This window comes from Mesorhizobium sp. M0761 (assembly GCF_040320205.1).
In the GTDB taxonomy this organism is placed as follows: domain Bacteria; phylum Pseudomonadota; class Alphaproteobacteria; order Rhizobiales; family Rhizobiaceae; genus Mesorhizobium.
In genome coordinates this window covers 29,827-42,455 of the sequence record NZ_JAMYPF010000002.1, presented here as the reverse complement: position 1 = coordinate 42,455, position 12,629 = coordinate 29,827, and the positions used below count along the sequence as shown (strand labels likewise).

Below are 12,629 nucleotides of genomic sequence, written 5' to 3'. Positions count from 1 at the left end.
TTTACGGTGATCCCGGCTTCGGAATTATCTTAACATCCGGGTAATCAATTGGGCCGTGTAGTCGACCATCGGCACGATGCGGGCATAATTCAGCCTGGTCGGGCCGATGACACCGAGCGCGCCGACGACGCGGGCGTCCTTGTCGCGGTAGGGCGCCACGACCAGCGACGAGCCGGACAGCGAAAACAGCTTGTTTTCAGAGCCGATGAAGATCCGCACGCCGGGGCCGTCCTCGGCGAGGTCGAGCAGCTGGATCAGCCCGTCCTGCGTCTCCAGATCCTCGAACAGGTGGCGCAGCAATTCGATATCGGCCTGGGCGGTGACGTTTTCGAGCAAATTGGCGCGGCCGCGCACGATAAGGCGCGCCGGCAGGCCGCTATCGGCGCCGGCCCACACCGCCAGGCCTTTCTCGACCAGGTCCTGCGACAGCGTGTCCAGCGCTGCCCGGGTCTCGTCCTTGATGCGGGCGATCTCGATGCGCGCCTCGGCGAGCGTGCGGCCCCTGATATGGGCGTTGAGGAAGTTGGAGGCCTCGTGCAGCTGCGAGACGGTGATGCCGGCCGGCAGGTCGACGACGCGGTTCTCGACATCGCCATTCTGCGACACCATCACCGCCAGCGCCTTGGTCGGCTCGAGCTGGATGAACTCGATGTGCTTCAGCGCCACCTCGTTCTTGGTGGCGAGCACCAGGCCGGCGCCGCGCGACATGCCCGACAGCATCTGGCTGGCCTCGGTCAGCATGTGTTCCAGCGTCGCGCCCGAGCCGGAGGCGCGCACCTGCGCCTCGATGACCCGGCGTTCCTCGTCGGAGAGATCGCCAAGCTCCATGAAGGCATCGACGAAGAAGCGCAGGCCGGTCTGGGTCGGCAGGCGCCCGGCCGAGATGTGCGGGGCATAGATCAGGCCGAGATGTTCGAGGTCGCTCATCACATTGCGGATGGTGGCCGGCGACAGCGACGACGGCAGGATGCGCGACAGGCTGCGCGATCCCACAGGCTCACCGTCCTTCAAATAGGATTCGACGATGCGCCTAAAAATGTCGCGCGAACGCATGTCGAGCGATTGCAGCGCGGGCGCCAGCAGACTGGGTTCGGTGACTGCCTTGGTCATTCGAGCCAAAAACCTCCGGCTCAAGGATATAGACTTCCATCGCCCCCGCGCAACCCGGCGTCTGTGCCAGATCGCCCGGCCTTTTCCTTTGCGCCATGGGCTGCATGCGTCTACAAGCCGCCGACGCAACCCTAAAAAGAACAGAAAGAGGCCTCGATGCGCCCTTCCAAACGCCAAGCCGACGAAATGCGCGCCATCTCCTTCGAGCGCGGCGTGTCCAAACACGCCGAAGGCTCGTGCCTGGTGAAATTCGGCGACACGCATGTGTTGTGCACGGCAAGCCTGGAGGAAAAGGTGCCAGGCTGGATGCGCAATTCCGGCAAGGGCTGGGTGACGGGGGAATACGGCATGCTGCCGCGTTCGACCGGCGAGCGCATGCGCCGTGAAGCCTCGGCCGGCAAGCAAGGCGGCCGCACGCTGGAAATCCAGCGGCTGATCGGCCGCTCCTTGCGCGCCGTTGTCGACCTGCAGGCGCTGGGCGAACAGCAGATCACCGTCGACTGCGACGTCATCCAGGCCGATGGCGGCACCCGCACGGCCTCGATCACCGGCGGCTGGGTGGCGCTCTACGATTGCCTGCGCTGGATGGAAGCGCGGCAGATGGCCAGTGTTGCCAAGGTGCTGAAGGACCATGTCGCGGCAATTTCCTGCGGCATCCATGACGGCCAGCCGGTCATCGACCTCGACTATATCGAGGATTCATCTGCCGGCACCGACGCCAATTTCGTCATGACCGGCAAGGGCGGCATCGTCGAGATCCAGGGCACCGCCGAGGGCGAGCCTTTCTCGGAAGGGCAGTTCGCGGAGCTGATGGGCCTTGCCAAGAAGGGCATTCAGCGGCTGGTGAGCTTGCAGCAGATGGCTGTGGCCTGACTTTACTGCGATGACGTGGGCGATCCTTCACACCCCCCTCTGGCCTGCCGGCCATCTCCCCCGCAAGGGGGGAGATCAGAGGTCGCTACCGTTTTCGCCAACCATCAACGTTGAGACGCCGCCAGCGGAACTGCCAATCTCCCCCCTTGCGGGGGAGATGCCCGGCAGGGCAGAGGGGGGCGCCTCGTGACGCCCTCCGCTATTCTTGAGTCAGCGCTTTACGTCACGGATCTCGCCGCTGCCGAAGCCTTCTACTCCAATGTCCTCGGCCTCCCTCTCCTCGGCAAGGTCGACGGCCGCCATCTCTTCTTCCGCTGCGGCCCGGGCGTACTGCTCATCTTCAACGCCGAAGCCACCAAAATCCCGCCGGCGCCGGATGCGCGGCTGAAAGTGCCGCCGCATGGCACGGTCGGGCAGGGCCATCTCTGCTTTGCCGCAAGTGCGGATGAACTCGCGCGCTGGAAGGCGCAGCTTGAGGCGAAAAACATCGCTATCGAAAGCGAATTCGAATGGCCGCAGGGCGGGCGTTCGATCTACATACGCGACCCCTCGGGCAATTCGATCGAATTCGCCGAGCCAAGGATCTGGGGCCTTTGATGCATTCTCTCGATGGAAAGAAGATCGTCGTTGCCAGCCACAATGAAGGCAAGCTGCGCGAATTCGCCGATTTGATGGGTCCGTTCGGCTTCGAGGCGAAGTCGGCCAAGGACTACGGCCTGCCGGAACCGGAGGAGACCGGCACCACCTTCGAGGAAAACGCCTACATCAAGGCCTTCGCCGCGGCTAAGGCGACCGGCCTGCCGGCGCTGTCGGACGATTCGGGCCTGTGCGTCGACGCGCTCGACGGCGCTCCCGGCGTCTACACCGCCAATTGGGCCGAAGCTCCCGACGGCAGCCGCGACTTCGGCATGGCCATGCAGCGCACCGAAGTGGCCTTGCAGGAGGTCGGCGCCGCCGAGCCAGCGCAGCGCAAGGGGCGGTTCGTCGCCGTCATCTGCTTGGCCTTCCCCGATGGCGAGGCTGAATATTATCGCGGCGAGGCTGAGGGAACGCTGGTGTGGCCGCCGCGCGGCGAACTGGGCTTTGGCTACGACCCGGTGTTTTTGCCCGACGGTTTCGACAAGACGTTCGGCGAGATGAGCGCTGAGGAAAAGCATGGCTGGAAGCCCGGCCAGGCAACGGCGCTTTCGCACCGCGCCCGCGCCTTCCAGAAATTCGCCCGCGCCAGGTTAGGCTCAGCCTGATGTCGCTGGACCGCAGCCCGGGGTTCGGCGTCTATATCCACTGGCCGTTCTGCGCGGCCAAATGCCCGTATTGCGACTTCAACAGCCATGTCCGCCACCAGCCGGTCGACCAGGAGCGCTTTGCCCGCGCCTTCGAGACCGAGCTGAAGACGATGCGCGAGCGGACCGGGGCGCGCGAAGTGACCAGCATCTTTCTCGGCGGCGGCACACCGTCGCTGATGCAGCCGCAAACGGTGGCGGCGGTGCTGGACGCCGTGGCGAAGAACTGGACGGTGCCCGACGGCATCGAGGTGACGCTGGAAGCCAATCCATCTTCGGTAGAGGCCGAGCGCTTTCGCGGCTACCGCGCGGCCGGCGTCAACCGCGTGTCGCTCGGCGTGCAGGCGCTGAACGACAAGGATCTGCGCTTCCTCGGCCGGCTGCACAATGTCGACGAGGCGCTGCATGCAATTGGCCTGGCACGGGACATATTCCCAAGACTCTCCTTCGACCTGATCTACGCCCGCCCCGGCCAGACGCTGGACGACTGGCAGGCGGAGCTCGAACAGGCGATCGGCCATGCCGCCGACCATCTGTCGCTCTACCAGCTGACCATCGAGGAAGGCACGCCGTTCCATGCGCTGCATGCGGCGCACAAGTTTACCGTTCCCGACAATGATCGGGCCGCCGATCTCTATGCGCTGACTCAGGAGGTCACCGCGGCGCATGGCCTGCCGGCCTATGAGATTTCCAACCACGCCAGGCCGGGCGCCGAGAGCCGGCACAATCTGACCTATTGGCGGTATGGCGAATATGTCGGCGTCGGACCGGGCGCGCATGGCCGCTTTATCGAGAACGGCCACCGTGTTGTGACGATCGCCGAGCGGATGCCGGAGACCTGGGCCAATCTGGTGGAGGCCAGGGGCCATGGCGTCACCGGCGGCGAGATCCTGACGCGCTCCGAAGAGGCCGACGAGTTCCTGCTGATGGGGCTGAGGTTGGCCGAAGGCATCGACCTTTCCCGCTACGAGGCGTTTTCCGGGCGCGGCCTGTCGAGCGCCCGGCTGACCGTGCTGCAGGATGAGGGGCTGGTGGCGCCGATCGGCAATGCCAGGCTACGCGCCACGCCAGCCGGCATGATCGTGCTCGATGCCGTGGTGGCGGATTTGGCGCGATAACGCCTTTGAAAAACGTGCTCTTCGTCAAGCGTCGTGCTTGAAGCGGCGCTTGCCGCGGTGTTTCTCGGCATGCGCCTCTCCGGTCCGGGCCGGCTTGGCGTCGCTCTTGTCCCGGCGGACGCTGTTCTGGTCGTTCATCGGATGCGGCGGCGCGCCTTCGCGGGCGCTCTTCGTTTCAAGACGGGTGATGAAGATATCGAAACGATTGGGCATCGTACGGTCAGTGCTCCGTCGTGCTGTCCGGTTTGTTGTCCGAAAGCCTGACATTCGTCGGCAAGGCGGTGGCCGCCCGACTGGTCAGGCCGGTGTCGCTCTCGGCGAGCGCACGCTTGCCCTTTGGCGCGGGCACGCGGTTGCGCCCGGCATAGTAGGGCTCGAAAACATCCTGCAATTCCAGGCTGTCCATCCTGTCCTCCTCCTCAAGAGATTCAGGTATTCAATCCGCCAGCCACGCTTTCGTTCCCCACTGTGGCAAAGACATGGCCGCCGGGTTACATCGGCGTCAGGTTTGGCCCGACGTTCGGGAGTTTTGCAACCCGGCGCGCGCCATGCCAAACAGGGCGAAATGGAGAGACCCGGTGACCGGCGAGAAACGCAGCTATGTGATCGGGCAGACCGAGACCGCAGTCCGGCCGCTGGCGCCGGCGCTGTATCTGGTGGCGACGCCGATCGGCAACCTCTCCGACATCACGCTGCGCGCGCTGGAGACGCTGGCCGCCGCCGACATCGTCGCCTGCGAGGACACTCGCGTCTCGCGCGTGTTGCTCGATCGCTACGGCATCCGGCGGCGCACCACCGCTTATCACGAGCACAACGCCGGCGAGGCCGGGCCGAAGCTGATCGCGGCACTCGAGGCCGGGCAGAGCGTGGCGCTGATTTCGGATGCCGGCACGCCGCTGATCTCCGACCCAGGCTACCGGCTGGTCGGCGAAGCGCTGGAGCGCGGCCTGCGCGTGGTGCCGATCCCCGGCCCATCGGCGCCGCTGGCGGCGCTGACGGCGTCGGGCCTGCCGTCCGACGCCTTCCTGTTTGCCGGGTTTCTGCCGGTGAAATCAGGGCAGCGGATGACAAAGCTGGAAACGTTCAGGGCGGTGCCGGCAACGCTGATCTTCTTCGAGTCGCCACGCCGGCTGGCCGAAACGCTGGTCGCCATGGTCGAGGCGTTGGGCGGCGCGCGCAAGGCCGCCATCGGCCGCGAGCTGACCAAGACTTTTGAAGAGATGCGGACGGGAACGCTGCAGGCGCTGGCCGACCACTATGCGGCGGCTGACACGCCGAAGGGCGAGATCGTCATCTGCGTCGGGCCCGCCGAGATCAAGGCCGACCAACCCGCCGACATCGACAGGCTGCTGCTGTCGCTGGCCGCCGAAATGCCGGCGTCCAAGGCGGCGGCGGAAGCGGCGAAGATGACAGGCGGGCAGAAGCAGTCGCTCTACCGCCGGCTGCTGGAACTCAGGGATGCGGTTGGAGAAGGCGAAGGTGGCTGAGCGCCCGGCCGCCAGCCGCCAAAAAGCCTATCGGCGCGGCCATCGCGGCGAGTGGCTGGCGGCGGCGGCGCTGATGCTGAAAGGTTATCGCATCCTCGCCCGCCGGCATCGCACCCGCTTCGGCGAGATCGACCTGATCGCCAGGCGCGGCGACCTAGTGCTGTTCGTCGAGGTCAAGGCGCGGCGCACGCTGATGGAAGCGATGGAGGCGATCGGCCACCAATCGGAGCGCCGCATCGAAGGCGCCGCCGACATCTGGCTGTCGCGGCAGCCGGACTACGGCAGATTGTCAATGCGCTTCGACATGATCGCGGTGCTGCCCTGGCGCTGGCCGGTGCATGTCGAGAACGCGTTTTATGGGAGGAGTTAGCGGCCTTTACCCTCCCCCTTGTGGGGAGGGTCGGTGAGCAAGCAACGCGACTCGTCGATGGCGAAACGGGGCGGGGGTGTGGCGCCCCCACCCCGATCCGCTTTGCGGATCGACCCTCCCCACCACAAGGGGGAGGGTAAAGCTCACCCCCAAATGAAAAGCGCCACCAACCCAACCGCTCCCACCACCAGCCGCCACCAGCCGAACAGCGAATAGCCGTTGCGCGAGACGTAATCGAGCAGGAAGCGCACGACGATCAGCGCGGTAACGAAGGCGGCGACGAAGCCGATGGCGATGATCGGCAGGTCGGCGCTGCTCAGCACGTTGCGGTTCTTGAACAGATCGAAGGCGAAGGCGCCGACCATGGTCGGGATGGCGAGGAAGAAGGAGAATTCCGCCGCCGCGCGCTTGTCGACGCCCAGCAGCAGCGCGCCGACGATGGTCGAACCGGAGCGCGACGTGCCGGGGATCAGCGACAGGCACTGGAACAGGCCGATCTGCAAATAAAGCCTTGTCGGGAAGCGCTCGACATCGCGATAGACCGGCTGCAGCTTCATGCGGTCGACGACCAACAGCACGACGCCGCCGACGATCAGCATGATGCAGATCAGCCTTGGCGATTCGAACAGCACCGTCTTGATGAAATCATGCGCCAGCGCGCCGATGATGGCCGCCGGCAGGAAGGCGATCAGGATGCCGATGACGAAATGCCGCGTCAGCCGGTCATGCGGCAGGTCGAGCAGCATCTGCCACAGGCGGCGGAAATAGACGCTGAGGATCGCCAGGATGGCGCCGAGCTGTATCAGGATCTCGAAGGCCTTGCCGGTGGAATGGAAGCCGAGGAAATGGCCGGCGAGCAGGATATGGCCGGTCGAGGAGACCGGGATGAACTCGGTCAGCCCCTCCAGCAGGCCGAGCAGCAGGGCTTCGACGATGGTGTGGCTATCCATGGCAACCTCGGCATTCAAGGGACGGAAGGAAACGGCTGGCAAAAGGGCTTGCTTGTCACGGCGCGGAAGTCCCCCTATAGGTCGCAGCACCGTGACGGCCGCATGACGGGCCGCCAACACTTACCGGTGCGGACGGCGATTCGCCAGTGCGCCTTAATATCGCGGAATCATGCTGACGCTTTTCCATCACCCGATGTTCGCCACCTGCCGCTTCGTGCGCCTCGCCTTCGGCGAATATGGCGAGGAGCTGGCGCTGATCGAGGAAAAACCGTGGACGCGGCGCAAGGAGTTTTTGGCGCTGAACCCGGCCGGCACCTTGCCTATCCTGCTGGCCGAAGGCGACCTGCCGATCGTCGGCGCCATGGTGATCGCTGAATATCTCGACGAAACACGTGGTGTCCTGAAGCGCGACAAGCGCCTGTTTGCGGAAGACCCGATGCAGCGCGCCGAAATCCGCCGCCTGACCGACTGGTATCTCAACAAGGCCGAGAGCGAAGTGACCCGGCATCTGGTGCGCGAGCGCGTGCTGAAGCCGGTGATGCCGGAAACGGCGGGCGGCGGTTCCCCCGATTCGGCGGCGATCCGCGCAGCGCGCGCCAACATTCGCCAGCACATGAAGTACACCAACTGGCTGGCCGGCACCCGTCATTGGCTGGCCGGCAGCAAGGTCACCTATGCCGACCTGGCGGCAGCGGCGACGCTGTCGGTGCTGGATTATCTCGGCGAGATCGATTGGCGCGAGCATGCCGCGGCGCGCGAATGGTACACGCGGGTGAAATCGCGGCCGTCGTTCCGGCCGCTGCTCTCCGACCGGGTGCGCGGCCTGTCGCCGGTGTCGCATTATGCGGACCTCGACTTCTAGAAGCCAAACCCTGCGCGCGCTAGTCGACGCCGAGGCGCGGCGCGCCGGCTTCGATGCGGTTGCCGTCACCACGCCCGATGCGATCCCGCTGGCGCCAGCCAGATTGGCCGAATTCGTCGCCGATGGTTTTCACGGTTCGATGGCGTGGATTGCGGAGACGCTTCAACGCCGTAGCGAGCCTTCGACGCTGTGGCCCGAGGTGCGCTCGATCATCGTGCTGGCAATGAATTACGGCCCCGACCACGATCCGCGTGCGCTGCAGGCAAGGCGCGATCGCGGCGCGATCTCGGTCTATGCGCAAAACCGCGACTATCACGAGGTGATGAAGGGCCGGCTGAAGGAGATCGCCGGCAAGATCGTCGCGCGGGCCGGCGGCGACGTGAAGGTTTTCGTCGATACGGCGCCCGTGATGGAAAAGCCGCTGGCTGAGGCCGCCGGGCTCGGCTGGCAAGGCAAGCATACCAATCTGGTCAGCCGCGAGCACGGCTCCTGGCTGTTTCTCGGCACCATCTTCACCACGGCTGAGCTCACGCCCGATGCGACCGAGGTAGACCATTGCGGTTCCTGCCGCGCCTGTCTCGACGCCTGCCCGACCGATGCCTTTCCGGCGCCCTATCGGCTCGATGCCAGGCGCTGCATCTCCTACCTGACCATCGAGAACAAGGGGCCGATCCCGCAAGAATTCCGCGAAAAGATCGGCAACCGCATCTATGGCTGCGACGATTGTCTCGCCGCCTGCCCGTGGAACAAGTTTGCCCGCGCCGCTTCGGAAGCCAAGCTTGCTGCCCGCGACGAACTGCGCGAGCCGCCGCTGGGCGAGCTGTTGCAGCTGGACGACACGGCGTTCCGGTCTTTCTTCTCGGGCTCGCCGATCAAACGCATCGGCCGCGACCGCTTTGTCCGCAACGTGCTGACCGCCGCCGGCAATTCCGGCGATGTTTCGCTGGCCGGCCCGGTGCGCGCCCTCCTTGGCGACGCCTCGCCGCTGGTGCGCGGCGCGGCGATCTGGGCGCTGGCGCGGCTGGTGCCGGCCGCCGAATTCAACAGGCAGGCGGCGATCTACTCGAACACTGAAACCGACACGACAGTGCGGGGCGAATGGCTGTCCGTATTGCCAATTGAGGCGCACGCATGAGCGAAAAACAGGTTTTTATCTTTGGCGCCGGCTATTCGGGCAAAGCCTTTGCACGGGCCAATGCGGGCTGGCACGGTTTGCGCACTACGAATACCCCCACCCCTAACCCCTCCCCACAAGGGGGAGGGGAACTCGCGGAAGCGCCTACCTTCGCAGACCCAGCGACTGGGATCGGTAAGAGCGCGCGGCAACGTTCCCTCCCCCTTGTGGGGAGGGGTAGTGTGGGCGCCCCTCTTCACAAGAATCTCATTTTTGGCACCACGCGCTCATTGGAAAAATTCGACGCGCTGCGGCAGGTCGGCATCGCGCCGCTGCTGTTCGACGGCGCCCTGACCACTGAAATCGGCGATGCGCTGGAAAAGACCACCCATCTCGTCGTCTCGGTGGCACCGGAGGAGGCCGGCGACCCTGTGCTTCTCGCCGCGCGCAAGGCGATCGAGGCGATGCCGGCGCTTCGCTGGATCGGCTATCTCTCGACCGTCGGCGTCTATGGCAATTATGACGGTGCCTGGGTCGATGAAACGGCCGAATGCCGGCCGGTGTCGAAACGCTCGTCGATGCGAGTGGCGGCCGAGCGGGGCTGGCTGCAGCTTGGACTCGAGACCGGCAAGCCGGTGGCCATCCTGCGGCTTTCCGGCATTTACGGGCCGGGTCGCAACGCGCTGGTCAATCTGGAAAACGGCACGGCCAGGCGGCTGGTCAAGCCCGACCAGGTGTTCAACCGCATCCATTGCGACGACATCGCCGGCGCGCTCTGGCACCTCATCGGTGGCAATAGAGGCGGCATTTTCAACATCACCGATGACGAGCCGGCGCCGCCGCAGGATGTCGTCACCTATGCCGCTTCGCTGATGGGCGTCGAGCCGCCGCCGGAGATTCCTTTCGAGACCGCCCAACTTTCGCCCATGGCGCGGTCCTTCTATGGCGAGAACAAGCGCGTCGCCAACGCCGCGATCAAGGCAGCGGGCTACCGGTTCCGCTATCCGGACTACCGCCAGGCGTTCGATCGGATGTGGGCCGACGGCAGCTGGCGCGACGGCGAGCCGCGCAGCCCGATGAAGGTAGATAATCGAAACGCGAGCCCGAGGGTGATATGATTCGATTGTGTTGCGGACTTTTGCAGTGGGGTTCATGACGATTTCGATGCGATCCTTGACCGGCAGACGGCCGTTCCTGACGGCGGCGCTGGCGGTCGTGGCGCTGGCCGGGCTGGTGGCGGGCGCAATCACGGCCGAGCCACGGGCAAAAGACCTGTTCGGCGCCAAGAAGCTGCCGGCGGTGGCTGCGGCGCAATCCTTCGGCTTCTATTCAAAGGGCTGCTTCACCGGCGGCGTCGCCATTCCGATGGACGGCCAGAACTGGGAGGTGATGCGTCCCTCGCGCAACCGGCGCTGGGGTCATCCAACGATGATCGCGCTGATCGAGAAACTGTCGCGCGATGCCGCCGCCGACGGCTGGCCGGGGCTTCTGATCGGCGACATTTCGCAGCCGCGCGGCGGCCCGATGCTGACCGGGCACGCCTCGCACCAGATCGGCCTCGACGCCGACATCTGGCTGACGCCGATGCCCGACCGCAAGCTTACGACCCAGGAGCGCGAAAACATCAGCGCCACGCTGATGGTCGACGACAAGACGCATCTGGTGAAGGACAGGCTGTGGAAGCCGATACATACCAAGCTGTTGAAGCGCGCCGCGAGCTATCCGGAAGTCGAGCGCATCCTGGTCAATCCAGGCATCAAGAAGAAGCTGTGCGACACCGTCACCGGCGACCGTACCTGGCTGAGAAAAATCCGGCCGTTCTGGGGCCATGACTATCATTTCCACATCCGCATCGGCTGCCAGCCGGGTTCGCCCAACTGCAAGGGACAGGAAGCGACGCCCGACGATGACGGCTGCGGCAAGCCGCTGGCCTGGTGGTTTACCGAGGAGCCGTGGCGGCCCAACAAGAACCCGGACGCGCCCAAGGCGCGCGACCTGATGACGATGGCGAACCTGCCGAAACAATGCCAGTTCGTGCTCGACCAGCCCGATGCCGACTCGGCCGAAGCCGTCACCTATCGCGGCGGCGGCGTGCCGATCGCCGCCAGGGCGCCGGAACCCGACGCGCCTCCGCCTATTGCGGGCAATGCGGGCGGGTTGCCAAACGCAGCCAACGCATTCACCGCCACGCCGGAGATCGGCATTCCCCTGCCAAGGCGACGGCCGCCGGCAAACGTCGGACAGTGATGGCGAACTGACGCTTTCCCTTTCCGGGGCCATGCGCTAGTCAATCGATTGAACACCGGGCGATTGAACACCGGGCGATTGAAAAACCGGGCGATTGAAACGGTCGCAACGGCTCCGCAAAGGGGACGAGCAAGAGCATGTCAGGCGACGACGACACCGCGTTGCGGTTTCCAGTGCTGATCGGCGACATCGGCGGCACCAATGCGCGCTTTTCGATCGTGCTCGACGCAAATTCGGAAGCCGGTGAGCCGCATATCGTGCAAACCGCCAATTTCGCCACCATAGACGAGGCGATCCAGGCGGCGGTGCTCGACCGGTCGTCCATCCGGCCGAATTCGGCAGTGCTGGCGATCGCCGGACCAGTCGATGGCGACGAGATCCCGCTTACCAACTGTCCCTGGGTGGTGAAGCCGAAGCAGATGTTTGCCAATCTGGGCCTGGGCGACATCGTCGTGCTCAACGATTTCGAGGCGCAGGCGCTGGCCGTCGTGGCGCTCGGCGAAGAGCATATGGAAAAGATCGGCGGCGGCGCGCCGGAGGAGAATGCCGGGCGTGTCGTGCTCGGCCCCGGCACCGGCCTCGGCGTCGCCGGGTTGGTTCATGCCCTCCACCACTGGATCCCGGTGCCTGGCGAAGGCGGCCATATGGATATCGGTCCGCGGACGCCGCGCGATTTCGAGGTGTTCCCGCATATCGAAAAGCTGGACGGCCGCATTTCGGGCGAGCAGATCCTGTGCGGGCGCGGTCTGGTCAATGTCTACCGGGCGGTCGCCAAGGCCGACGGCAAGCCGGCGCCGTTCACCACGCCGGCCGAAATCACCGGGGCGGCGCTGGCCAAGACCGACCCGGTTGCCGAGGAAGCGCTGGCGCTGTTCGTCACCTGCCTCGGCCGCACCGCCGGCGACCTCGCGCTGGTGTTCATGAGCCGCGGCGGCGTGTTTTTGACCGGCGGCATCGCGCAAAAGATCGTTCCGGCACTGAAGGAAGGCAATTTCCGTGCCGCCTTCGAGGACAAAGCGCCGCACAGCGCGCTGATGGCCTCAATGCCGGTCTATGTCATCACCCACCCGCTGGCAGCACTTCTGGGCCTTGCCGCCTATGCCCGCAACCCTTCGCTGTTCGGCGTCCAGACCGCGGGGCGGCGCTGGCGGGCATGATCCATTTCGTCCCGAAAACGGGTATTTTCCTGGAAATGGCTGCCGCTTTCGTGACCCC

Annotated in this window: 15 protein-coding genes; 11 read left to right on the top strand and 4 right to left on the bottom strand. The window is 65.4% G+C overall.

Going from position 1 to position 12,629, the window contains the following annotated elements; genetic code table 11:
* Positions 1-24 precede the first annotated feature (24 nt).
* The gene (gene hrcA, locus NKI32_RS03005) at positions 25-1,110 is read right to left on the bottom strand and encodes a heat-inducible transcriptional repressor HrcA (RefSeq protein ID WP_023681233.1); all 1,086 of its coding nucleotides are present in this window, start codon (positions 1,108-1,110) and stop codon (positions 25-27) included.
* Positions 1,111-1,266: 156 nt separating this feature from the next.
* Between hrcA and rph the strand changes: the two genes are divergently transcribed.
* The 4 genes from rph (at position 1,267) to hemW (ending at position 4,384) form a co-directional block, all read left to right on the top strand.
* Positions 1,267-1,983: a ribonuclease PH gene (rph, locus tag NKI32_RS03000; protein ID WP_352626648.1), complete on the top strand. Its 717-nt coding sequence runs from the start codon at positions 1,267-1,269 to the stop codon at positions 1,981-1,983.
* A 186-nt stretch (positions 1,984-2,169) separates the two neighbouring features.
* Positions 2,170-2,580 carry a VOC family protein gene (locus NKI32_RS02995; RefSeq protein WP_352626650.1) on the top strand — a complete coding sequence of 137 codons (411 nt, stop codon included), beginning with the start codon at positions 2,170-2,172 and terminating at the stop codon, positions 2,578-2,580.
* Complete coding sequence (gene rdgB / locus NKI32_RS02990; protein WP_352626652.1) at positions 2,580-3,227, top strand: RdgB/HAM1 family non-canonical purine NTP pyrophosphatase; 648 nt, start codon at positions 2,580-2,582, stop codon at positions 3,225-3,227. The genes NKI32_RS02995 and rdgB overlap by 1 nt, the downstream gene beginning before the upstream one ends.
* On the top strand, positions 3,227-4,384 hold the full coding sequence (hemW, locus tag NKI32_RS02985) for a radical SAM family heme chaperone HemW (protein WP_352626654.1): 1,158 nt from the start codon (positions 3,227-3,229) through the stop codon (positions 4,382-4,384). Before rdgB ends, hemW begins: the two co-directional genes overlap by 1 nt.
* A gap of 24 nt (positions 4,385-4,408) precedes the next feature.
* Here the strand turns inward: hemW and NKI32_RS02980 are convergent, their stop codons facing one another.
* Together NKI32_RS02980 and NKI32_RS02975 are read right to left on the bottom strand one after the other, a co-directional pair.
* On the bottom strand, positions 4,409-4,597 hold the full coding sequence (locus tag NKI32_RS02980) for a hypothetical protein (protein WP_023672058.1): 189 nt from the start codon (positions 4,595-4,597) through the stop codon (positions 4,409-4,411).
* 7 nt (positions 4,598-4,604) lie between these two features.
* On the bottom strand, positions 4,605-4,790 hold the full coding sequence (locus NKI32_RS02975) for a hypothetical protein (protein ID WP_023681229.1): 186 nt from the start codon (positions 4,788-4,790) through the stop codon (positions 4,605-4,607).
* 172 nt (positions 4,791-4,962) lie between these two features.
* Here NKI32_RS02975 and rsmI point away from each other — a divergent pair, with 172 nt between their 5' ends.
* Both rsmI and NKI32_RS02965 read left to right on the top strand, forming a co-directional pair.
* Entirely contained in the window at positions 4,963-5,871 is a 909-nt protein-coding gene (gene rsmI, locus NKI32_RS02970) for a 16S rRNA (cytidine(1402)-2'-O)-methyltransferase (protein ID WP_353001797.1), read from the top strand.
* Positions 5,864-6,241 (top strand): YraN family protein, encoded by a 378-nt coding sequence (locus NKI32_RS02965; RefSeq protein ID WP_023692944.1) that lies wholly within the window; start codon positions 5,864-5,866, stop codon positions 6,239-6,241. The genes rsmI and NKI32_RS02965 overlap by 8 nt, the downstream gene beginning before the upstream one ends.
* A gap of 143 nt (positions 6,242-6,384) precedes the next feature.
* On the opposite strand, the gene NKI32_RS02960 is transcribed toward NKI32_RS02965, so the two are convergent.
* The gene (locus NKI32_RS02960; protein ID WP_353001795.1) at positions 6,385-7,191 is read right to left on the bottom strand and encodes an undecaprenyl-diphosphate phosphatase; all 807 of its coding nucleotides are present in this window, start codon (positions 7,189-7,191) and stop codon (positions 6,385-6,387) included.
* A gap of 169 nt (positions 7,192-7,360) precedes the next feature.
* On the opposite strand from NKI32_RS02960, the gene NKI32_RS02955 reads away from it, so the two are divergent.
* The 5 genes from NKI32_RS02955 (at position 7,361) to NKI32_RS02935 (ending at position 12,571) form a co-directional block, all read left to right on the top strand.
* Positions 7,361-8,053, top strand: coding sequence for a glutathione S-transferase family protein (locus NKI32_RS02955; protein WP_353001794.1), 693 nt, complete (start codon positions 7,361-7,363; stop codon positions 8,051-8,053).
* Entirely contained in the window at positions 8,034-9,188 is a 1,155-nt protein-coding gene (queG, locus tag NKI32_RS02950) for a tRNA epoxyqueuosine(34) reductase QueG (RefSeq protein ID WP_023672064.1), read from the top strand. The genes NKI32_RS02955 and queG overlap by 20 nt, the downstream gene beginning before the upstream one ends.
* Positions 9,185-10,285 carry an SDR family oxidoreductase gene (locus NKI32_RS02945; RefSeq protein ID WP_353001792.1) on the top strand — a complete coding sequence of 367 codons (1,101 nt, stop codon included), beginning with the start codon at positions 9,185-9,187 and terminating at the stop codon, positions 10,283-10,285. The genes queG and NKI32_RS02945 overlap by 4 nt, the downstream gene beginning before the upstream one ends.
* A gap of 46 nt (positions 10,286-10,331) precedes the next feature.
* Positions 10,332-11,414, top strand: coding sequence for a penicillin-insensitive murein endopeptidase (mepA, locus tag NKI32_RS02940; RefSeq protein WP_488473627.1), 1,083 nt, complete (start codon positions 10,332-10,334; stop codon positions 11,412-11,414).
* Positions 11,415-11,551: 137 nt separating this feature from the next.
* Positions 11,552-12,571 (top strand): glucokinase, encoded by a 1,020-nt coding sequence (locus tag NKI32_RS02935; RefSeq protein WP_023672067.1) that lies wholly within the window; start codon positions 11,552-11,554, stop codon positions 12,569-12,571.
* Positions 12,572-12,629 lie beyond the last annotated feature (58 nt).